22 protein-coding genes and 1 pseudogene are annotated in these 19,726 nt (G+C 67.1%); 13 read left to right on the top strand and 10 right to left on the bottom strand.

Going from position 1 to position 19,726, the window contains the following annotated elements; genetic code table 11:
- Positions 1–24 precede the first annotated feature (24 nt).
- From GH681_RS06315 to GH681_RS06290, 6 genes are all read left to right on the top strand, one after another.
- The gene (locus GH681_RS06315) at positions 25–957 is read left to right on the top strand and encodes a branched-chain amino acid ABC transporter permease (RefSeq protein ID WP_153160593.1); all 933 of its coding nucleotides are present in this window, start codon (positions 25–27) and stop codon (positions 955–957) included.
- A gap of 14 nt (positions 958–971) precedes the next feature.
- Positions 972–2,072 (top strand): ABC transporter ATP-binding protein, encoded by a 1,101-nt coding sequence (locus GH681_RS06310; protein ID WP_153160592.1) that lies wholly within the window; start codon positions 972–974, stop codon positions 2,070–2,072.
- Complete coding sequence (locus GH681_RS06305; RefSeq protein ID WP_153160591.1) at positions 2,069–2,857, top strand: ABC transporter ATP-binding protein; 789 nt, start codon at positions 2,069–2,071, stop codon at positions 2,855–2,857. The genes GH681_RS06310 and GH681_RS06305 overlap by 4 nt, the downstream gene beginning before the upstream one ends.
- Positions 2,854–3,573 (top strand): ABC transporter ATP-binding protein, encoded by a 720-nt coding sequence (locus GH681_RS06300; protein ID WP_153160590.1) that lies wholly within the window; start codon positions 2,854–2,856, stop codon positions 3,571–3,573. Before GH681_RS06305 ends, GH681_RS06300 begins: the two co-directional genes overlap by 4 nt.
- Before the next feature lie 210 nt (positions 3,574–3,783).
- Positions 3,784–4,437, top strand: coding sequence for a hypothetical protein (locus GH681_RS06295; RefSeq protein ID WP_153160589.1), 654 nt, complete (start codon positions 3,784–3,786; stop codon positions 4,435–4,437).
- Between the two features lie 69 nt (positions 4,438–4,506).
- Complete coding sequence (locus GH681_RS06290) at positions 4,507–5,007, top strand: putative metalloprotease CJM1_0395 family protein (RefSeq protein ID WP_228111801.1); 501 nt, start codon at positions 4,507–4,509, stop codon at positions 5,005–5,007.
- 39 nt (positions 5,008–5,046) lie between these two features.
- Here GH681_RS06290 and GH681_RS06285 read toward each other — a convergent pair whose 3' ends face one another.
- Both GH681_RS06285 and GH681_RS06280 read right to left on the bottom strand, forming a co-directional pair.
- Positions 5,047–5,997 (bottom strand): hypothetical protein, encoded by a 951-nt coding sequence (locus GH681_RS06285; protein ID WP_153160587.1) that lies wholly within the window; start codon positions 5,995–5,997, stop codon positions 5,047–5,049.
- Between the two features lie 97 nt (positions 5,998–6,094).
- Complete coding sequence (locus tag GH681_RS06280) at positions 6,095–6,805, bottom strand: hypothetical protein (protein WP_153160586.1); 711 nt, start codon at positions 6,803–6,805, stop codon at positions 6,095–6,097.
- Positions 6,806–6,901: 96 nt separating this feature from the next.
- Between GH681_RS06280 and GH681_RS06275 the strand changes: the two genes are divergently transcribed.
- Complete coding sequence (locus tag GH681_RS06275; RefSeq protein WP_153160585.1) at positions 6,902–7,447, top strand: NUDIX domain-containing protein; 546 nt, start codon at positions 6,902–6,904, stop codon at positions 7,445–7,447.
- A 51-nt stretch (positions 7,448–7,498) separates the two neighbouring features.
- On the opposite strand, the gene GH681_RS06270 is transcribed toward GH681_RS06275, so the two are convergent.
- The 7 genes and pseudogenes from GH681_RS06270 to GH681_RS06240 all read right to left on the bottom strand — a co-directional run bounded on the left by GH681_RS06270 (position 7,499) and on the right by GH681_RS06240 (position 13,579).
- Positions 7,499–8,161, bottom strand: a complete 663-nt coding sequence (locus GH681_RS06270) for a ceramidase domain-containing protein (RefSeq protein ID WP_153160584.1) — start codon at positions 8,159–8,161, stop codon at positions 7,499–7,501.
- Positions 8,158–9,369, bottom strand: a pseudogene (locus tag GH681_RS06265) (multidrug effflux MFS transporter); the annotation flags it as partial. The gene GH681_RS06270 and the pseudogene GH681_RS06265, both read right to left, overlap by 4 nt.
- Before the next feature lie 10 nt (positions 9,370–9,379).
- Positions 9,380–9,775 carry a hypothetical protein gene (locus GH681_RS06260; RefSeq protein ID WP_228111800.1) on the bottom strand — a complete coding sequence of 132 codons (396 nt, stop codon included), beginning with the start codon at positions 9,773–9,775 and terminating at the stop codon, positions 9,380–9,382.
- A gap of 27 nt (positions 9,776–9,802) precedes the next feature.
- A complete protein-coding gene (locus tag GH681_RS06255) occupies positions 9,803–11,302 on the bottom strand; it encodes a YifB family Mg chelatase-like AAA ATPase (protein WP_153160582.1) in 1,500 nt (499 codons plus the stop codon).
- A 65-nt stretch (positions 11,303–11,367) separates the two neighbouring features.
- On the bottom strand, positions 11,368–12,618 hold the full coding sequence (locus tag GH681_RS06250) for a hypothetical protein (RefSeq protein WP_153160581.1): 1,251 nt from the start codon (positions 12,616–12,618) through the stop codon (positions 11,368–11,370).
- A 61-nt stretch (positions 12,619–12,679) separates the two neighbouring features.
- Positions 12,680–13,255: a YceI family protein gene (locus GH681_RS06245; protein WP_153160580.1), complete on the bottom strand. Its 576-nt coding sequence runs from the start codon at positions 13,253–13,255 to the stop codon at positions 12,680–12,682.
- A gap of 66 nt (positions 13,256–13,321) precedes the next feature.
- The gene (locus tag GH681_RS06240; RefSeq protein WP_153160579.1) at positions 13,322–13,579 is read right to left on the bottom strand and encodes an accessory factor UbiK family protein; all 258 of its coding nucleotides are present in this window, start codon (positions 13,577–13,579) and stop codon (positions 13,322–13,324) included.
- 265 nt (positions 13,580–13,844) lie between these two features.
- Between GH681_RS06240 and GH681_RS06235 the strand changes: the two genes are divergently transcribed.
- The 6 genes from GH681_RS06235 (at position 13,845) to GH681_RS06210 (ending at position 18,747) form a co-directional block, all read left to right on the top strand.
- Positions 13,845–14,594, top strand: a complete 750-nt coding sequence (locus GH681_RS06235; RefSeq protein ID WP_153160578.1) for a TorF family putative porin — start codon at positions 13,845–13,847, stop codon at positions 14,592–14,594.
- Positions 14,595–14,643: 49 nt separating this feature from the next.
- Positions 14,644–14,982, top strand: a complete 339-nt coding sequence (gene glnK, locus GH681_RS06230; RefSeq protein ID WP_153160577.1) for a P-II family nitrogen regulator — start codon at positions 14,644–14,646, stop codon at positions 14,980–14,982.
- A gap of 14 nt (positions 14,983–14,996) precedes the next feature.
- A complete protein-coding gene (amt, locus tag GH681_RS06225) occupies positions 14,997–16,553 on the top strand; it encodes an ammonium transporter (RefSeq protein ID WP_153160576.1) in 1,557 nt (518 codons plus the stop codon).
- Between the two features lie 161 nt (positions 16,554–16,714).
- Positions 16,715–17,191, top strand: coding sequence for a hypothetical protein (locus GH681_RS06220; RefSeq protein WP_153160575.1), 477 nt, complete (start codon positions 16,715–16,717; stop codon positions 17,189–17,191).
- Between the two features lie 117 nt (positions 17,192–17,308).
- Positions 17,309–18,418 (top strand): tRNA (uridine(54)-C5)-methyltransferase TrmA, encoded by a 1,110-nt coding sequence (trmA, locus tag GH681_RS06215; protein WP_153160574.1) that lies wholly within the window; start codon positions 17,309–17,311, stop codon positions 18,416–18,418.
- Positions 18,415–18,747: a zinc ribbon domain-containing protein YjdM gene (locus GH681_RS06210; protein ID WP_153160573.1), complete on the top strand. Its 333-nt coding sequence runs from the start codon at positions 18,415–18,417 to the stop codon at positions 18,745–18,747. The genes trmA and GH681_RS06210 overlap by 4 nt, the downstream gene beginning before the upstream one ends.
- 68 nt (positions 18,748–18,815) lie before the next feature.
- Here GH681_RS06210 and GH681_RS06205 read toward each other — a convergent pair whose 3' ends face one another.
- Complete coding sequence (locus tag GH681_RS06205) at positions 18,816–19,670, bottom strand: PEP-CTERM sorting domain-containing protein (protein ID WP_153160572.1); 855 nt, start codon at positions 19,668–19,670, stop codon at positions 18,816–18,818.
- Between the last annotated feature and the right edge of the window lie 56 nt (positions 19,671–19,726).

Raw genomic sequence — 19,726 nt, 5'->3', positions numbered from 1 at the left:
CACCCTCTCCGGGTTGCGTCATCCATGGAAACCCTCCTCCAACAAACCGTGAACGGCCTCGTGGTCGGCAGCGTGTATGCGCTGATCGCCCTCGGCTACACGATGGTCTACGGCATCCTCGGGCTCATCAACTTCGCCCACGGCGACGTGCTGATGGTCGGCGCGCTTGTCGCCCTTGAAGCCATCAGCCTGCTCCAGACCCACTACCCGGAGCTCGGCCTGGTGCCCACGCTACTCGCCGGCCTCGGCGTCTCCGTCGTGGTGTGCATGATCCTCGGCTACACCATCGAGCGCACCGCCTACCGTCGCCTGCGCAACGCGCCGCGGCTGGCTCCGCTGATCACCGCCATCGGCGTCTCCTTCCTCCTCCAGACCCTCGCGATGATCATCTGGGGCCGCAACTACCACACCTTCCCGCAGCTGGTTTCCACCACGCCCATCGAGCCGGTGGCCGGCGTGTTCATCACCCCGGTGCAGATCGTCATCCTGGTGGTGTCGGCGGTGCTGATGATCGGGCTGGTGCTGCTGGTCAACAAGACGCGCCTCGGCCGCGCCATGCGCGCCACCGCCGAGAACCACCGGGTCGCCAGCCTGATGGGCGTCGACACCAACAAGATCATCGCCGCCACCTTCGTGATCGGCTCGGCGCTGGCCGCTGTGGCCGGGGTGATGTACTCGTCCAACTACGGCATCGCCCACTATGCGATGGGCTTCATGCCCGGCCTCAAGGCCTTCACCGCGGCGGTGCTGGGCGGTATCGGCAACCTGGCCGGGGCGATGCTGGGCGGCATCGTGCTGGGGCTGGTGGAATCCATCGGCGCCGGCTACATCGAGGACATGAGCTTCGGCTTCCTCAACTCCAGCTACCAGGACATCTTCGCCTTCATCATCCTCGGCATCGTGCTGATCTTCCGGCCCACCGGCCTGCTTGGCGAACGCGTGGCCGACCGCGCCTGAGGAGCACTGTCACCATGAACGAACTCGCCCTCGCCATTCCGTATCTCGGCAAGCGCAACCCGGCGGCCGCCCGCTGGGTGGTGCTCGCCATCGCCTTCGGCGCGCCGCTCATCGCCATGCTGTTCGGCAAGACCTGGGTGCGCATCCTCGATTTCGCCATGCTCTACGTGATGCTGGCGATCGGCCTCAACCTGGTGGTGGGCTTTGCCGGCCTGCTCGACCTGGGCTACATCGCCTTCTACGCGGTGGGCGCCTACACCTTCGCCTTCCTCGCCTCGCCTCACTTCGAGCTGCATCTGCCCTTCTGGCTGGTGCTGCCGATGGGGGCTGCGTTTGCCGCGCTGGCCGGGATCATCCTCGGCCTGCCCACGCTGCGCCTGCGGGGCGATTACCTCGCCATCGTCACTCTGGGCTTCGGCGAGATCGTGCGCATCTTCATGAACAACCTGAACCACCCGATCAACATCACCAACGGGCCCCAGGGCATCAACATGATCGACCCGCTGGTGCTGTTCGGCTGGGACATCTCCAAGCCCCTCAAGGTGGGCGACGAGATCACCATCAACTCGCTGTTCCTGTACTACTACGTGTTCCTCGCCTTCGTGGCGCTGTCGGTGCTGCTGGTGCAGCGCCTGCAGGTGTCGCGGGTGGGCCGGGCGTGGGCGGCGATCCGAGACGACGAACTGGCCGCCAAGGCCATCGGCATCAACACCCGCAACATGAAGCTGCTTGCCTTCTCGCTGGGCGCCACCTTCGGCGGCGTGTCGGGCGGTCTGTTCGCGGCCTTTCAGGGCTTCGTGTCGCCCGAGAGCTTCTCGCTGATGGAATCCATCGCGGTGCTCACGATGATCGTCTTCGGCGGCATGGGCAACCTGGCCGGCGTGATCGTCGGGGCGCTGGCGCTTACCGCGCTGCCCGAGGTGCTGCGCTACGTGGCGGTGCCGGTGCAGCAGGCGGTGTTCGACAAGGTCATCCTCGATCCTGAAGTGCTGCGCATGCTGCTGCTGTCCCTGGCGATGATCTTCATGATGCTGCTGCGCCCGTCGGGCCTGATCCCCGCCCACAGCCGCTACTCGAAGCCCGAGCTCGTGGTGGGCAAGGAGGGCAAGGCGTGATCACCCTCCTCGAAGCCAGGAACATCACCAAGCGCTTCGGCGGCCTCACCGCGCTGTCCGACGTGTCGCTGACCATCCGCAAGGGCGAGGTGTACGGCCTCATCGGCCCCAACGGCGCCGGCAAGACCACCTTCTTCAACGTGCTCACCGGCGCCTACGTGCCCGAAGAGGGCGAGCTGGTCTTCAACGGCACCGAGCTGCCCACCGGCAAGCCGCACCTGGTGGTGGCCGCCGGCATCGCCCGCACCTTCCAGAACATCCGCCTGTTCCGCGAGATGACCGCGCTGGAAAACGTGATGGCCGGCCACCACATCCGCTCCCGCGCGAACCCCTTCTCGATCCTGCTGCAGACCCGCAAGGCGAGGGAGGAGGAGCACCTCATCACCGAACGCGCCTTCGAACTGCTCCGCTACGTGGGCATCGAGCGCTTTGCCGACACCGTGTCCAAGAACCTCTCCTACGGCGACCAGCGCCGCCTTGAGATTGCTCGCGCGCTGGCCACCGAGCCGCAGCTGCTGGCCCTCGACGAACCCGCCGCCGGCATGAACGCCACCGAAACCGCCAAGCTCCGCGAACTCGTCCAGACCATCCGCCACGACGGCGTGACGGTGCTCCTCATCGAGCACGACGTGAAGCTGGTGATGGGCCTGTGCGACCGCCTCGCCGTGCTCGACTTCGGCAAGAAGATCGCCGAGGACGTGCCGGCCATGGTCCAGCAGAACGACGCCGTGATCGCCGCCTACCTGGGCGGCCACGGCACCGCCAAGGCGGGGGCGGCGGCATGAGTGCTCCCATCCTGCAACTGCGCGACCTGCGCATCGCCTACGGCGCCATCGAAGCGGTCAAGGGCATCGACCTGGAACTCGCCGAGGGCGAGCTCGTCTCCCTGATCGGCGCCAACGGCGCGGGCAAGACCACCACCCTCAACGCCATCGCCGGCACCCTGCCCATCGCGGGCGGCGAGCTGCGCTACAACGGCCAGCGCATCGAGAAGCTGCCCGCCCACAAGCGCCTGCGCCAGGGCCTGGCGCTGGTGCCCGAAGGGCGCGGCATCTTCACCCGCCTCACGGTCGAAGAAAACCTGCGCATGGGCGCCTACTGCCGGCGCGACGACGACGCCGTAGAGGCTGATCTGGAGCGTGTGTTCACCATGCTGCCGCGGGTCAAGGAGCGGCTCCAGCAGGTGGCGGGCACGCTCTCGGGCGGCGAGCAGCAGATGGTCGCCATCGGCCGGGCGCTGCTGTCGCGGCCAAAGCTGCTGCTCCTCGACGAACCGTCCATGGGCCTCGCGCCGCTGGTGGTCGAGAAGATCTTCGAGGTGATCAGTTCGGTGGCTGCCGAGGGCGTGACCATCCTGCTGGTGGAGCAGAACGCCAACCTGGCGCTGGAGTTCTCCCAGCGGGCCTACGTGATGAAATCCGGCCACATCACCCTCACCGGTTCGGGCGATGCGCTGCTGGCCGATCCGAAGGTGCGCGCCGCCTATCTGGGCGAGGTTTAGCGCCGTTCTGCGCCGCCGGTGGGCCTCGCCGATGGCCGTGGATGCTGTCAGGATTTTTTACACCGACGCCCATTTTGGGTGTCGGTGTAAAACTGTATGCCGCGCTGTGTCAGGTTTTTCACGCTTTGGTGCGCAAATTGCTTGATGTTGATCTGACCCCCGTAACTTTCATGCGGATGTCAGAAAACGACAACAATAGCGGATCAGTGCATGACGCTCCTCAACGCCCTCAACCCGATCTTCCGCCTGCTCCGTCCGGCGGTCCTCGCCCTTGTCTTCATGGCCCCGCTGCCGGCGCTGTCCGTCGTGGTCGGGCCGGCGGTGCACCTGCCGGTGGCCGTTGCCGACGGCAGCTTTCGCTTCGATGTGGCCGTCGTTCCCGGCGCAACCTTCTACATCGACCCCTACGTGGCGGTGGGCTACACCTACGCCACCGGCGCCGGCGACCCCAACTTTCGCTCGGTGCTGCTGCCCGCCGGCATCGGCGACGGCCTGTATGACCTCTTCGGTTTCGATTCCGCTGGCGCGCTGCAGCTACTGGCGGGCAATCTGGCCGGGGGCATGGCCTACGATTTCGGCGCGGCCGGCGTGGATCGCTTCCAGGTGACCGGCATCGAGGTCTCCGCCGGGCTTGATCCGGCCGACCCGACCGCCTTTGTCACCGGCCTTGGCTTTACCGGGGCGGGCCGTTTTTCCGGCACCCAGACGCCAGTGGTTGTTGCCGTCACCGAGCCGGCGATTGGCACGCTGCTGCTGCTGGGCATGGGGCTGCTGGCCTTGTCGCGGCGGCGCATGGGCACGGGTGCCCGGCGAAATATCGCGGGCGCAAAGCTGACGAAGGGCTTTTTTCGGTCTAGGCTTTAAGCGCCAGTAACGCGCTTTTTCTTCCCACGCATGTCGGTTTCCGCGCTCGGGGCTGCTGCGGCCCCCACCTTGCGTTCCCCAGGCGCTGCCGGGCAGGCGGCGGGATCGGCCCTGTCCGAGTCCGATCAGCAGGTCGTCAATCGCCTGCAGGCCCGTGACCGGGTCGTCCGCGCCCACGAATCGGCCCACATGGCGGCCGGTTCGGGCCTCATCACCCACGGTGCCAGCTTTACCTACGAGACCGGCCCGGACGGCAAGCGCTACGCCGTCGGTGGCGAGGTGGGCATCGATGTCTCCCAGGGCCGCACGCCGGAAGAAACCCTCGCCCGGGCCGAACGCATCCGCGCCGCCGCCCTCGCGCCGACCGACCCGTCGGCGCAGGATCGGCAGGTCGCCAGCCAGGCAGACCGGATGGCGATGGAGGCGCGGATGGAGATGTCGTCCGCTGAGCCTTCGGGCGATGCGCCGGACAATGAAATTTCCGCCAACGCCAGCGGCCCCGCTGCCAGCTACGCGGCCATCGCCAGCGCCAGTGCGGGCAGCGGCAGCCGCGTCGATACTTACGCCTGAGCGACCGCGCGGCCCGGTGCCGTCAGCGCGCGGGTAACGTCAGCGCGAACAGGCGGCGCAGCCGCTCCGGCAGCTGTTCCGCGAGGACGAATCCCGCAACCCGTCGCAACTGCTCTGACACGCGGAGTAGCGGTTCAGGCATTGGTTGTAGGAGGCGCTGCGGGCTTCGCGCTGTGCATCTTCCATCCGGTTGATGGCGTTCTGGTTGGAGGCCTCCACCGACTCCACGTCGGCCAGGCGGGTCAGCCGGTCGGTGGCCTTGATGGCCATCGCATGCTTCGGAAAACGATCGACGATTCGCCGATAGACCGCTTTGGCCCGGCCCCGGTCGCCGTCGGATTCGTAGCGGCCGGCAGCCAGGTACATCTCCTGGGGATCGCTGCTTTTCAGGGTCTGGTTGAACTGGCGCTCGCGGGAGCAACTGGCGTAATCCAGCACGCCGCGGGCGAGGGCCTTGAGTTCCTGGTCGAGCTTCTGGGCATCGTCACAGCGAAGTTCCCGTTCGGCCTTGCGGACGAGGTTTTCCAGCTTCACGATCTTCTGGCAGGCCTCCCGCGACGCGCAGGCGTGCTGAAGCCTGCCGTCCTGCCACCAGCCCCGCTTCACGCAGCTGTCGGGACAGCTGTTCGGGCCGCAGCAGGCGTTCTTGAAGACGCCGAAGCCCTGGAACATGGTGTCGACGTAATCGCCCTCGTAGCTGTCGCCGTTGGCGAGGGTGTCCGAGCCTTCACCCTGAAGTTTTCCGTCGATGAAGTTGCCGTCTTCCCGCGAGCTGAACCTGCCGTACCTGGACCAGGTCAGGGAGCCAGGGCCGGAGATCCGGCCGTTCTTGCATTCGCCGCTCCACACGACGGTTTCGCCGGGGGCGGGGAAGGGGTTCCAGACCTGGCACTGGTTTGCGTCGGCGATCCACTCGCCGGCGTGGGCGAGCCCGGAGAGACAGGCCAGGAGCGCGAACAGTGCGCGCAGGAATGCGGTTTTCTTGGTCATTGCGGTGGGTGGGCTTCGTAGCAGAGCGGTGGAGGCAGCCCCGGATTGTTTCACCAAACCGATCTGCAGTGGCGTTGCATAGTTTATGAACGGCGGTTCAGGTGGGTGTGTGCTCCACCCACTCCACCAGATGCCAGCGTCGCGGGGTGATCGGCCACACCGCGTAGCGCCGCGGCCCGGCGCCGCCCAGGTGGAAGGTGGCGTGGTCGGCCACCGCGAGCTCACCGCCCGTCCAGAACCGCGCCAGCACATCGGCCAGCGTCGCGTTATCCGTCACCGTGCAGGGTGTGTCGCGGGTGGGCGGCGTGGTGGTCGAGATCACGTCGTGGTAGCTCGCCCACGGGTGCGCGGGCAGGTGGCGGGCCAGCAGATCGGCCCAGCTTTCACCGGGGGCGTCGAGCTGGCCGAGGACGTTGGAGAACAGGACCGCCGCGTCCGGAAATCGCGCCGCCAGCCGCGCTAGGCCGTCGGACGTCGTCAGGCAGTCGAGGCGGTCGAAGACGAGCCGGCCAGCGTCGGGCCGGCGGGCCAGCAGCCAGCGGGCGATGGGGTCGGGCTCCAGCGCCGTGACGAGGTCAAAGCGGGCGAGAAATCCTTCCGGCAGGGCGTAGCCGGCGTTGGGGCCGACGATCACCAGTTGTTGCCGTCCGGGCTGCCAGCTGCCCAGCCAGCCTGCTACGGTGGCATGAAAGGGCGCCCACAGGCGACGGCGGTGGCGCGCCGCGCGCAGGTGATAGACCAGCCCGCCGGTGGGGTCGAGGAGCTGGTCGCGCAGCGTCGGGAAGGCGGGAGGCAGGGTGGCGGTCACGATGCCGCGATTATGCCGGAGACGGCCCCGGGGGCTGGTCACGGCGGCGGGCGGGTGCCATCCTTCCACCCTTTGCCATTACCCGGAGCCTCCGGCATGAACGATCCACTGCACGAAGAACAACTCACCTCCGAACCGGTCTTCCAGGGCCGTCTGCTGAACGTCTTTCGCGACGAGGTGCGCCTGCCCGACGGCAAGAGCGGCGTGCGCGAATACATCAAGCATCCGGGCGCGGTGGTAGTGATCCCGGTGTGTGACGACGGCCGGCTGATCTTCGAGCGGCAGTTCCGCTATCCGCTGCACCGGGCCTTCCTCGAGTTGCCGGCCGGCAAGCTCGATCCGGACGAGGACATCCTGGCCTGCGCGCGGCGCGAACTGCAGGAGGAAACCGGCTACGAGGGCGACGACTGGCGTCATCTGGGCGTGATGCACCCGTGCATCGGCTACTCGGACGAGCGCATCGAGATCTTCCTCGCCAGCGGCCTCAAGCACGTGGGCCACGCCTGGGATGAGGGGGAGTTTCTGGAGATCGTCTATCTGACGCTGGACGAGGCGCGGGCCGCGGTGTTCGACGGCCGCATCACCGACGGCAAGACGATCACCGCGCTGTTCTGGGCCGAGCGGGAGCTGGGCAAGGGCTGATTCGCTGCGGTGGCTGCTTTGACGGGGCGCTTTCGGGCGCCCCGTTTTCGTTCAGCCGAAGGGGCGGTAGCGGGGCGCGGCGAGCAGCCCGGCCATGCAGCAGTAGAGCATCGCGGCATTCACCAGATGCCAGCCCAGATGCGTGCCCACCGGCCACGCGGCGCACACCAGCTGATCCACCGCCCGGCAGGTGAGGCTCACCACGAAGAGGGCGGAGGCCATCGTCAGCCAGCGGGCGACTGCCGGTGCCCGTGGTCGGGCCCGGGCCGCACAGGCCAGCAGCAGCACGAAGGGCGGCAGGTAGACGTCGGAGCCGTTCAGGGGCAGGGGTGGCAGCAGCCGGGTGGCGGCGACGAAGCCACCGGTCAGCATCAGGAAGAGGCCGACGCCGGCCCAGGCGGCGGCGGTGCTGCGGCCAAGCACGCGCACCTGGAAGCGCTGGTAATAGGCCACCACGAAGATCGCGATGAAGCCGATGTCGAGGATCGCGGTGCCGCGGGTCGCCACCGTGTGGAAACCCCCGCTGCCCACACCCACCGCGGCGATCAGGCCGATCAGCAGGCGCAGGTCGAAGGGCGCGTTACGCCCGGCCCGCCGCCACAGGATGGCGGCCACGGCGAGGAAAGCGAGGTTGGTGAGGGCGTTTAAGGGCTCCGCCCACAGGCCGGGGCCGGTGCGCTCGCAGTACAGGTCGATGCTCTCGGCCCAGTTCATTTGGGCTGGCCTTCGCGGCGGTGGTACAGGGCCCACCACAGCCCGGCACAGCCCAGGCCGACAGCGAGGTTGGCCAGCATGCCGGTGGCGAGGCTGCCCACCGAATCCCACAGGGCGGGGGCCACGAGGCCTGCGGTGATGGAACTCACCAGCATCTGCAGGAAGCTCTGGCAGCTGGAGGCAAGGCCCCGGTGGGTGGGGAAGTGATCCAGCGCGAGGAGGGTCAGGCTGGGCATGCCGATGGCCATGCCGAAGGTGTACAGCATGATGGGCAGCACCGACTGGGGCAGGCCCGGCGCCATCAGACTGGTGACGGCGAGATTGATGGCTGCGGCGAGGATCATGATGCCCAGCGCCAGGGCGATCGTCCGGGCCGGGGACAGCGCGCCGGCCAGCCGGGCCGACAGGGCCGAGCCCGCCATCATGCCGCTCACGGTGGGGATGAAGAACCAGCCGAAGCCGGTTTCAGGCAGCCCCAGGTGCTGGATCAGGAACACCGGGGCCGACAGCACGTACAGGAAGAATCCGTTGAAGTTGTAGCTCACCGCAAAGGTGAGGAGCAGGAAGCCGGGCGAGGTGAACACGCCCCAGTAGCGCCGCGCCAGGGGGCCGGGATGCAGCGGGTGGCGGGCTTCCGGCGGATGGGTCTCGTCGAGCTTCCAGACCGTGAGCGCCGCCAGCACGAGGCCCAGCAGGGCGAGGAAGACGAACACCGCGCGCCAGCCGAAGGCGCTGAAGATCCAGCCGCCGAGGATGGGGGCGATGGCCGGCCCGAGGGCGAAGGCCATGCTCACGTGGCTCATCAGGCGCTGGGCGGCGGGGCCGTCGTGCAGGTCGCGCACCACCGCGCGGCCCACCACCATGCCGGCGCCGGCGCTGATGCCCTGCAGCGCCCGGCCCACCAGCAGCATCTCGATGCTGCCGGCGAACACGCATAGCACCGAGGCCAGGGTGAACAGCAGCATCGACACCACGATCACCCGCTTGCGCCCGTAGGCGTCGGAGATAGCGCCGTGCCACAGCACCATCAGCGCCATCGGCAGCATGTAGGCGGTGAGGGTCTGCTGGGTCTGGACGGTGGTGGCGCCCAGGTCGGCGCCGATGGCGTGCAGGGCCGGGAGGTAGGTGTCGATCGAGAATGGACCGACGGTGGCGAGCGCTGCAAGCAGCGCCGCCAGCTGGACATAAGGCATGGAGAGGTGTTCCGGGGCGGGGTTCCTACTCGACGGCGTGGACCTTGCTCACGTAGTAGCCGGTCTCGCCGAAACAGGTGGAGGGGATGCCCAGGTGCTGGTCGTAGCTGATGGCGACGCGCTTGCCCATCACGGTGTTGATCTCGGCGGCAACCTTGTCGTCACGTACGGTGAACTTGAAGATCTCGGGCATGCTGCCGGGGATCGCGACGATCGCCAGTTCGCCTTCCCAGGTCTTGCACAGCCAGCCCTTCTGGGAAAACTTCTGCACGTAACCGGCGCGTTCGCCCGAGGAATAGCTCCAGCTGAGCACCAGCCAGGTGTAGGCGGCGGCCAAGGCGACGAGGGCGACGACGAAGCCGACGAACCACAGAAACCAGTTCTTGGCGCGGGGCGCGCCGGCGGACGGGGTGGATGCCACGGAGAGACTCCTGCTTGATGGATTTGATCAGATGAAAGCGGTGAGGCCGCGGCGGCTCTGGATGGCTTCGGCCACATGGGCGGCCTGGATGACCTCGGCCTCGCTCATGTCTGCGATTGTACGCGCGACTTTCAGGATTCGATGGTAACCGCGCGCCGAGAGACGCAGGCGATCGATGGCCGTTCGCAACAGTTTGACACCACGCTCGTCGGGTTGGCACCACTGGTCGATCTCGGCACCGGCCAGCAGCGCGTTGGGTTTGCCTTGCCGGGCATGCTGGATGGCACGGCTCCTGGCGACCCGGGCGCGCACTGCCGCCGAGCTTTCGCCCGCCGGTGCGCCCTGCAGATCGGCCACCGGCAGCGTGGGCACCTCGAGGAGCAGGTCGATGCGGTCGAGCAGTGGGCCGGAGAGCTTGCCCCGGTAGCGGGCGATCTGGTCCGGCGTGCACCGGCAGCGGCCGTCCGGGTGGCCGTGGTAGCCGCAGGGGCATGGATTCATGGAGGCGATCAACTGAAAACGGGCCGGAAAATCGGCCCGCCGGCCGGCCCGGGAGATGGTGATGTGGCCGGTCTCCAGCGGCTCACGCAGGGCTTCGAGAACGCGTCGGTCGAACTCGGGGAGTTCGTCGAGGAACAACACGCCGTGGTGGGCGAGGCTGATCTCGCCGGGCCGCGGCGTGCTGCCACCGCCCACCAGAGCCGCCGCGGATGCAGAGTGGTGCGGTGCCCGCATCGGGCGTTGCCGCCAGCGCTCGGGGCGGAAGCTGCCCTCGACCGACTGGACCGCTGCGCTTTCCAGGGCCTCGGCGTCGCCCATGGGCGGGAGCAGGCCGGGCAGGCGCTGGGCGAGCATCGACTTGCCGGTGCCCGGCGGGCCGTAGAACAGCAGCGAATGCTGCCCGCTGGCTGCGACTTCGAGGGCGCGGCGGGCCTGGCTCTGGCCTTTCACGTCGGCAAGATCGGGGTAGTCCGGGGCCTGGACGAGGGGGGCGCCGGCGTAAGGCTCGATGACCGTGTGCCCGCACAGGTGGGCGACCACCGCCAGCAGGTTGGCGGCCGGGAGGATCGTGACGCCATTCACCAGCGCGGCTTCGGGGGCGTTGGCGGCGGGCAGGATCAGGATGCGCCCGCGCTCGGCGGCCTGTCGGGCGAGCGCCAGCGCGCCACGCACCGGGCGCAGCTCGCCGGTGAGGGAGAGCTCCCCGGCGAATTCGTAGTGGTCGAGCTTGTCGGCGGGGATCTGCCCGGAGGCGGCGAGGATGCCCAGGGCGATGGGGAGATCGAAGCAGCCGCCTTCCTTGGGTAGATCGGCCGGGGCGAGGTTGACGGTGATCCGACGCTGGGGAAACTCGAATTGCCCTGTCTGGAGTGCGGCGCGGACCCGGTCGCGGGCTTCGCGCACTTCCACGTCGGGCAGGCCCACCAGCGTGAAGGCCGGCAGGCCGTTGGCCAGATGCACCTCGACGCACACTTCGGGTGCCTGCAGGCCGACGAGGGCGCGGCTGGCAAGAACAGCCAGGCTCATGATGTCTTCCGCATCAAAAATGCGAAGTGTATCGCCTGGGGCTGTGGATTTCTACAGGTGGGGCCTCAGCGCCCGATCGGCAGGGTGAGTTGCGGGCCGGGGCCGGTCTTGCCGGCGAGTTCGAGGCGGGATAGCTCGACCAGCAGCGAGAAGGTGGATTTGGTGTCCTGGTCGGATTCTTCCACGTAGAACCACTGGCCCTTGTACTGCACGGCGACGTGGGCGCGGGTGGGGCGCTCGGGGCTGGTGCGCACGTGGAAGAGGTCGCGCATCACCTCATTCCAGTCGTATTCGCGGCCGGCGGCGTCGCGGGTGATGGTGGCGAGGCCGCGGGCGCGGTGTTCGGCGGGCACGTCCACGCCGTGGCTCACGTAGTACAGCGCCTGCAGCAGGGAGCGGGTTTCCAGGTCGAGGCTGGCGACGCCGTCTTTCGGCAGCGCCGAGCGGAAGGGGGTGAGGGCTTCCTGGGTGATGCGCAGCTCGGTGATCCCCGGGCGCAGGTGGAAGGCTTCTTCGAAGGCGCGCATCTCAGGCGAGCTGAGCGCGTCCGGATCGAGGCGCAGCACCGGTACGTTGGCGCGGCGGACCAGTTGCCAGCCACGTCCGCCGGTTGCCGGGCGGTATTCGAGGCCGTTCTTGCTGGCCTCGATGAGATCGGTGGCCGATACCGCGCCGGCGGGCAGGGTGCCGCCCACCTGTTCGATCTGCTCGGTGAGGCCGAAGACGATGGCGCCCCGGTCCTGGAGGGTCTGCAGGGCCGCCACGCCGCGCAGGAAGTCGCTCACCGGCGGGGCTTCCCGCGGGGTGGGGCCGCTGGCGGTCTGGGCGTTGGGCACCCAGTTGAGGTTTTCCAGGTAGAGCCGGAAGACCTTGGAGATCGGCCAGGTGGTCTTGGCGAGGTAAATCACCCCGTCGAGGGGCAGCGGAGTGAACAGCTTGCGGGTGAATTCCTGGTCGTCCAGCGGGGTGAGGCTGAAGGTGGGGCGGTCGGCGCCCATCACCTGGGCCTGGGGCAACACTGCGGTGAAGCTGCCCCGGCTGGCGTCGCCCCCCACCGCGGTGAAGAAGGGCAGCAGACCGACGCTCTGGCTGCGCTCGAACTGCGCGGCGATGCCCGACACGCCGAGGCTGCTGGGGGTGTCGGTGTAGCGCAGGCGCACGATGTTGAGCAGCAGCTGCTGCTCGGTGGTGCGCTTGACCACCTCGTTGTACTGCAGCCGGGTGTCGTCGAGGGCGGTGGGGCCGACGCTGGCGCAGCCGGAGAGGCCGAGGGCAGCGGCGAGGATCAGGAGGCCGGAGCGGATGCGGGGAGCCATGGCGTGTGAGGGCGGTGATGGGGGCGGAGAGCTTGCCTCGGGCGTGTGACGGCGCGTCGCGTTATTCGCGGAAGGCTTCGACGGCGATCAGCAGGCGCACGTCGTCGCCCACCGACGGGATGTACTTGGTCATGCCGAACTCGGAGCGCTTGAGGGTGGCCATCACGTCGGCACCGCAGGTCTCGCGCTTGTTGAGGGGGTGGGGGGCGCAGCGGAAGCGGTTGATGGTGAGGGTGACGGGCTTGGTGACGCCGAGCATCGTCAGGCTGCCTTCGGCGGAGACCGGGCGCTCGCCGTCGAACACCAGCCGGTCGGCCTTGAAGGTGATGGTTGGGTGCGCGTCGGTGTTGAAGTAGTTCTCGCCGCGCATGTTGTCGTTCCACTTGGCGAAGCCCATGTCGATGGAGGCTGCGTCGATGGTGACGTCCACCGAACCCTGGCGGGCGGCGGTGTCGAGGGTGATCCGGCCGCTCGTCTTGTTGAAACGGCCGCGCTGGGTGGAGAAGCCCAGGTGATCCACCTCGAACACCGGGAAGGTGTGGTTCGGGTCGATGGTGTAGCCGGCCGGGGCGGCCAGGGCAGGCGCGGTGACGGCGGCAAGGGCGAGCAGCAGGTGGGCGGCGAGGGTGGTTTTCATGGCGGCTCCGTGGGGCGGACGAAGAAGAGGGCGCCGTGGCGCCCTCGGGATTGCGGCGGTGGTGGCTCAGTCCTGGGCGGGCGGGCGGCTCGCCAGCTCGGCTTCGAGGCGGGCGACGCGGTGCTCCAGGTCGGCGAGCTTCTCGCGGGTACGGGTGAGCACTTCGCGCTGCACTTCGAATTCCTCGCGGGTCACCAGATCAAGCTTGGAAAAACCGCTGGCGAGCAGGGCGCGGGCGTTCTTCTCGATGTCCTTGGCGGGGCTGTTGGCGAGGAGTTCGGAGACTTTGGCACCGATTTCGTCGAGGATTTTCGGGTTGGTCATAACTGCGTTCCTCACTGGCAATTGAGATCGTCGGGATGGTTTTGAGTTTAGCACCGTCCCGAGGTGGCTGCGCCGAGGCCGGGGCGCACCAAAAGAGCGCCCATTATTGGTGCATGATTCCAAACTGGTGCGTCGGCGGGATTTCATGCGCTGCAACAAAACGCGCTTGTCAGTGTTATGTCCATATTTTTTAAAAGGTTTTGCAAACTGGCACACCGGTTGCTTATGTGTGCTCACCAACTTTGACCACCTGGAGATTCTCATCATGCGCAAGTCCGTCATCGCTTCCGCCCTGATCGCCGCCGGCGTCGCCCTGCCCACCCTGGTGAGCGCCGCGGATGCCGCCCCGGCCCCCGAGCACACCTTCACCAGCAACGTCGGCGTGGTTTCCGAATACCTCTACCGCGGTATCGGCCAGACCAACCGCAAGCCGGCCCTCCAGGGCGGTGTCGATTACGCCCACGCCAGCGGCCTCTACGCCGGCACCTGGGGTTCCAACGTGTCCTGGCTGTCTGACGCCAACAGCACCACCAGCAACAGCCTCGAGTGGGACTTCTACGGCGGCTACAAGAACACCGTCGGCGACTTTGGTTACGACGTGGGTCTGCTGCAGTACTTCTACCCGGGCACCGGCTACGGCAACAACCCGAACACCCTGGAAGGCTACGTCGCCGGCACCTGGACCTTCCTGACCCTGAAGTATTCCCACTCCTTCTCCGACCTGTTCGGCTGGGTGGGCTCGAAGAACTCCGGTTACCTGGACCTGACCGCCACCTATGAACTGGTTCCCACCGTCAACCTGATCGGTCACATCGGTCGCCAGAAGGTCAATGGCTCCAGCGCCAACGGCGCCAGCTACACCGACTACAAGGTCGGCGTGACCAAGGACTTCAGTGGCACCGTGGTGGGCCTCAGCTACATCACCACCAACGCCAGCGAAGCCTGGTACACCAACGGTTACGGCAAGGATCTGGGCAAGGGCCGCGTGCTGTTCTCCCTGACCCGCACCTTCTAATTTCCAACCGCCAGGCGGTCCTCGTGGCCGCCCAGCAGAGGACCCCAAAATGAAACTCGTTACCGCCATCATCAAGCCCTTCAAGCTCGACGAAGTCCGCGAGGCCCTGTCCGCCATCGGCGTGCAAGGCATCACGGTGACCGAGGTCAAGGGCTTCGGCCGTCAGAAGGGCCACACCGAGCTGTACCGTGGTGCGGAATACGTTGTCGATTTCCTGCCCAAGGTGAAGATCGAAGCCGCGGTGAACACCGACATCCTCGATCAGGTCATCGAAGCCATCGAAAAGGCGGCCAGCACCGGCAAGATCGGTGATGGCAAGATCTTCGTCTTCGACCTGGAACAAGCCATCCGCATCCGTACCGGCGAGTCCGGTGCCGACGCGCTGTAAGGGAGCGTGCCATCATGAAAAAACTGTTCGCAGCCCTGCTGGCCACCGTAGCGGTCAGCTTTGCGGGCTCTGCGCTGGCGCAGGACAAGGCGGAGGCTCCGGCCGCCGCTGCGGCCGCGCCTGCAGTGACCGCGCCGGCGCCCGCCGCCGACGCCAAGCCTGCCGAAGCCCCGGTTGCCGCCAAGGCCGCCGAAGCGGCGGCCCCCGCTGCCGAGGCCAAGGCGGCCGAAGCTGCTCCCGCCGAAGCGGCGCCGGCGCCCGTCCCCAACAAGGGTGACAACGCCTGGCTGTTCGTCTCGACCGCCTTTGTGATCCTGATGTCCGTCCCCGGCCTGGCCCTGTTCTACGGTGGCCTGGTGCGTGCCAAGAACATGCTGTCGGTGCTCCTGCAGGTGTTCGCGGTGTTCTCGCTGATCAGCGTGCTGTGGGTCCTCTACGGCTACTCGATCGCCTTCACCGAAGGCAGCGCCTTCTTCGGCAGCCTCGACAAGGTCTTCCTGAAGGGCGTCACGCCGGATTCCGTCGCCGCCACCTTCACCAAGGGCGTGGTCGTCTCGGAACTCATCTACGTGGCCTTCCAGGGCGCCTTCGCGGCGATCACCGTCGGCCTGATCCTCGGCGCCTTCGCCGAGCGCATCAAGTTCTCGGCCGTGCTGCTGTTCTCGGTGCTGTGGTTCACCTTCTCCTACCTGCCGGTCGCGCACATGGTCTGGTACTGGGCGGGCCCGGATGCCTACACCTCCGCTGAAGCGGCCGATGCCGCCACTGCGACGGCTGGCTTCCTGTTCCAGAAGGGCGCCCTCGACTTCGCCGGCGGCACCGTGGTGCACATCAACGCCGCCGTGGCCGGCCTGGTCGGTGCCTTCATGGTTGGCAAGCGGATCGGCTTCGGTCGTGAATCCTTCGCCCCGCACAGCCTGACCCTGACCATCGTCGGCGCCTCGCTGCTCTGGGTGGGCTGGTTCGGCTTCAACGCCGGTTCCGCCCTCGAAGCCAACGGCGTTGCCGCCCTGGCCTTCGTGAATACCTGGGTGGCCACCGCTGCTGCAGCCTTCGCCTGGCTGATGGCTGAATGGATCATCAAGGGCAAGCCGAGCGGCCTTGGCGCTGCGTCCGGTGCCGTTGCCGGTCTCGTGGCGATCACCCCGGCTGCCGGCTTCGTCGGCGTGGTGGGTGCGGTCGTGATCGGCCTGCTGGCTGGCGTGGTCTGCCTGTGGGGCGTGAATGGCCTGAAGCGCATGCTCGGTGCCGATGACTCCCTCGACGTGTTCGGCGTGCATGGCGTCGGCGGCATCCTCGGTGCGATCCTGACCGGCGTGTTTGCCTCCCCGTCCCTCGGCGGCGCTGGCATCTGGGACTACGTCGGCAACAAGGTCGCTGACGGCTACTCGATCGCCGACCAGGTCATCATCCAGGCTACCGCCGTCGGCATCACTGTCGTGTGGTCCGCCGTCGTCGCCTTCATCGCCTACAAGCTGGTGGATATGTTCATCGGTCTGCGGGTGCCGGAAGACGAAGAGCGCGAAGGCCTCGACATCACCTCCCACGGCGAAACCGCGTACCACATGTAAGCGGCTTTCCTCCGGTAGCAAGCAGAGCGGGCGCCTTCGGGCGCCCGTCCTGTTTTCGGGGCAGGCCTGCAGGATGGGCGACAACCTGCTAGTCTCCGCCGGTTTTCTTATCGACGGGCGCGGACGCGGGCCATCCCGGATCGCGGCGCACCCGACCACGCATGGACAAGTACGAACAGTTCAAGATCGAGCAGGACGCCCTGCTCAAGGCGCTGGCCGAGAACGGCCCCAGCGAAAATCTCATGCAGCGCATGCAGGCGCTCTACAAGGACGCCTGCCTCGTCATCGCCCTCGGCCCCTGCAACGCCGTCGAACGCCCGCCCGAAGCGGATGTGCGCGAATACGCCGACGAGCAGGATTTTGCCGCCTACGTCGAAACCTACGTGATCGCCGTGCAGAGCGGCGAGATGGCGCGCATCTTCAACATCGAGCAGTGGGGGCGGGCCGATTTCGAGTACGAAGCGGTCGATGTGGATGGCCGGCTCTGCCCCGGTGTGAAGGTGGGCTGGAGCAACAAGATCGCCTTCCTGGCGGGGGGCAAGGACGGCAGCTTCGACGCCCAGCTCGACGCGATGGCCGGCGCCCTGGCCGAACGGCTGTCCGCCCGGTGGTATCGCTGGCAGGTCCGGCTGGTGTGACGCGGGCCCGGCCGGGGGCGGTGTTTTCCCTTGTCCGGCCGACAGGCGTATATTCCGCCCCTCGCCCCCACCCATATTTCTGATCGGACCGGCCCCGTCGGCCGTTCCGTGCGTGACATGCCCCTGCCCAGTTTCAACCCCGCCGACTACCCCGCCCAGCTTGCCGACAAGGTGGCGCGCTACAAGGCTGATTTTGCCGCCTTCGGGCTGCCCGAGCCGGCGGTCTTCGAATCCGCGCGCGAGGCCTATCGCCTGCGTGCCGAGTTCCGCATGTGGCACGAGGGCCCGCGGGTCGACTACGCCATGTTCGACCCGGCCGACCCCAAGCAGGCCATCGTGCTCGACGCCTTCGCGCCCGCTGCCGGCCCCATCGCCGCCGCGATGCCGGTGCTGCGCGACCGGCTGATGGCCAGCGAGCCGCTCAAGCGCAAGATCTTCCAGGTGGAGTTCCTCGCCACGCTGTCGGGCGAGCTGATGATCAGCCTGGTCTATCACCGTCCCCTCGACGACGCCTGGCAGGCCGCCGCCACCGAGCTTGCCGCCGACATGGGCGTGCAGCTCATCGGCCGCAGCCGCAAGCAGAAGATCGTCATCGGCCGCGACTGGCTGCTGGAGGAGTTCGAGCTTGATGGCCGCCAGCTCAAGTACAAGCAGATCGAAGGCAGCTTCACCCAGCCCAACGGCGGCGTGAACCGCCAGATGCTCGGCTGGGCCCGCGCCCAGGTGGCCGGCATCGGCGGCGACCTGCTGGAGCTCTACTGCGGCAACGGCAACTTCACCATCGCCCTGGCGCCGCTGTTCGGCCGCGTGCTGGCCACCGAGATGAGCAAGCCCTCGGTGCAGGCCGCCCACTTCAACCTCGAGGCCAACGGCGTGGCCAACGTGACCATGGTGCGCATGGCCAGCCAGGAGATCAGCGACGCGCTGGCCGGCGGCCGCGAATACCGGCGCATGCAGGGCGTCGATCTGGCCGGCTACCGGTTCTCGACCCTGTTCGTCGATCCGCCCCGCAGCGGCCTCGACGCCGGCACCGTCGCCCTGGCCCGGGGTTTCGACCACATCCTGTACATCTCCTGCAATCCCAACACCTTGCAGGAGAACGTCGCGGCCCTCCACGACACCCACGAGATCGCCGCCGCCGCGGCCTTCGACCAGTTTCCCTACACCCATCACCTCGAGTGCGGCCTGCTGCTTAAGCGCCGCGCCGCCGCCAAGGAACCCGCATGAGCAGCCTGCCCAAGTGCCCCCAGTGTTCGTCCGAATTCACCTATGAAGACGGCGACAACTTCGTCTGCCCCGAATGCGCCCACGAGTGGCCCAAGACCGCGCCGGTCGAGGAGGCCAAGGTGGTGCGCGACGCCAACGGCAACGTGCTGCAGGATGGCGACAGCGTCACCGTGATCAAGGATCTGAAGGTCAAGGGCTCGTCGTCGGTGGTCAAGGTTGGCACCAAGGTCAAGAACATCCGCCTGGTGGATGGCGACCACGACATCGACTGCAAGATCGAAGGTTTCGGCGCGATGCAGCTGAAGTCGGAGTTCGTGAAGAAGGCCTGAACCTGCGCCAGCCCCGAAATAGAAAAGGCCACGCAATGCGTGGCCTTTTTTGCTTGCGCTGGAAAGGCTCAAGCCTGCTTGCGACGGGCCCCCATCAGGCCCGCCAGGCCGATGCCCAGCAGCGCCAGGCTGGCGGGTTCCGGCACGGCGTTGGTGCTGAAGTTGGCGATCTGGCTGACCTGGCTGGCGGAGAGGCCGGTCCAGTAGGCGCTCGGGTCGGCAATCAGGGCATTGGCCAGGGCCGTGGCGCTGGCGACCGAAGCGCTCGCGTTGTAGTAGTTGAAGGAATCGTCCGGGCGAACCAGAATCGCGAAGTGCGCCACGGAGATCGATTGGCCGGCGGCGAGGCTCAGGGTGATGTAGTCGTTGTAATCGTTGGGGGTTATGGGTGCCGCGGTGTTGGCGAGCGTCCAGGCGTTGTTGCCGTTGACCAGCGCCAGCACCGGGTCCCAGGTGCCGGAGCCTGCCCAGTATTCGTTGCTGACTTTCATGAAGCCAGTATTGGTGGTCACCACCTCATTTCCGTCCGATCCGAGGTTGCCGTAGAAACGGACCTGGCCCGAGAAGGTGCTGCTGCCGGTGTTGGTGAAGCTGTCCACCCAGCGGTAGGTATTGGTACCGGCCAGCAGATTGACGGTGCGCTGAAGGCTGATGCCGGACGGAAGGCCGTCGGGGTAATAACCGAAGGTATCGAAGGCATCGAAGCCGCCGTCGTTCACCGAGCCACTATGGGGGTTGGTGGTAGTGAAGGCTGCGTTGCTGCCTTCAATGTCGGCCAATGCTGCAAAGGGTGAGGCATTGGCCGACTGCATGCAAAGGCCGAACAGGCCAGCGGAGAGAATGGATAGTGCGGCTTTCTTGAAAGTCATGATTGTCTGGCCTGCGTCTTGATTTTGATGATTGAATCGGATTTGTTCAGCCATTATTAGCAATCGGCATGCCAGCCGCTGATTCTGCTGAGAGTTCTTTCAATTCATGG

It is taken from the genome of Zoogloea sp. 1C4 (assembly GCF_009469605.1).
Lineage (GTDB): Bacteria > Pseudomonadota > Gammaproteobacteria > Burkholderiales > Rhodocyclaceae > Zoogloea > Zoogloea oryzae.
The sequence above is the reverse complement of the archived record's forward strand: the minus strand, read 5'-3'. Positions and strand labels throughout refer to the sequence as shown.

Excerpts from the sequence above, each read along its gene's own strand:
- GH681_RS06285 (WP_153160587.1), bottom strand. The coding sequence starts at position 5,997 with ATGACCAAGAAAACCGCATTCCTGCGCGCACTGTTCGCGCTCCTGGCC.
- GH681_RS06235 (WP_153160578.1), top strand. The coding sequence starts at position 13,845 with ATGCGCAAGTCCGTCATCGCTTCCGCCCTGATCGCCGCCGGCGTCGCC.
- GH681_RS06275 (WP_153160585.1), top strand. The coding sequence starts at position 6,902 with ATGAACGATCCACTGCACGAAGAACAACTCACCTCCGAACCGGTCTTC.
- amt (WP_153160576.1), top strand. The coding sequence starts at position 14,997 with ATGAAAAAACTGTTCGCAGCCCTGCTGGCCACCGTAGCGGTCAGCTTT.
- GH681_RS06250 (WP_153160581.1), bottom strand. The coding sequence starts at position 12,618 with ATGGCTCCCCGCATCCGCTCCGGCCTCCTGATCCTCGCCGCTGCCCTC.
- GH681_RS06240 (WP_153160579.1), bottom strand. The coding sequence starts at position 13,579 with ATGACCAACCCGAAAATCCTCGACGAAATCGGTGCCAAAGTCTCCGAA.
- GH681_RS06315 (WP_153160593.1), top strand. The coding sequence starts at position 25 with ATGGAAACCCTCCTCCAACAAACCGTGAACGGCCTCGTGGTCGGCAGC.
- trmA (WP_153160574.1), top strand. The coding sequence starts at position 17,309 with ATGCCCCTGCCCAGTTTCAACCCCGCCGACTACCCCGCCCAGCTTGCC.
- glnK (WP_153160577.1), top strand. The coding sequence starts at position 14,644 with ATGAAACTCGTTACCGCCATCATCAAGCCCTTCAAGCTCGACGAAGTC.
- GH681_RS06270 (WP_153160584.1), bottom strand. The coding sequence starts at position 8,161 with ATGAACTGGGCCGAGAGCATCGACCTGTACTGCGAGCGCACCGGCCCC.
- GH681_RS06245 (WP_153160580.1), bottom strand. The coding sequence starts at position 13,255 with ATGAAAACCACCCTCGCCGCCCACCTGCTGCTCGCCCTTGCCGCCGTC.
- GH681_RS06255 (WP_153160582.1), bottom strand. The coding sequence starts at position 11,302 with ATGAGCCTGGCTGTTCTTGCCAGCCGCGCCCTCGTCGGCCTGCAGGCA.
- GH681_RS06210 (WP_153160573.1), top strand. The coding sequence starts at position 18,415 with ATGAGCAGCCTGCCCAAGTGCCCCCAGTGTTCGTCCGAATTCACCTAT.
- GH681_RS06205 (WP_153160572.1), bottom strand. The coding sequence starts at position 19,670 with ATGGCTGAACAAATCCGATTCAATCATCAAAATCAAGACGCAGGCCAG.
- GH681_RS06300 (WP_153160590.1), top strand. The coding sequence starts at position 2,854 with ATGAGTGCTCCCATCCTGCAACTGCGCGACCTGCGCATCGCCTACGGC.
- GH681_RS06220 (WP_153160575.1), top strand. The coding sequence starts at position 16,715 with ATGGACAAGTACGAACAGTTCAAGATCGAGCAGGACGCCCTGCTCAAG.
- GH681_RS06310 (WP_153160592.1), top strand. The coding sequence starts at position 972 with ATGAACGAACTCGCCCTCGCCATTCCGTATCTCGGCAAGCGCAACCCG.
- GH681_RS06295 (WP_153160589.1), top strand. The coding sequence starts at position 3,784 with ATGACGCTCCTCAACGCCCTCAACCCGATCTTCCGCCTGCTCCGTCCG.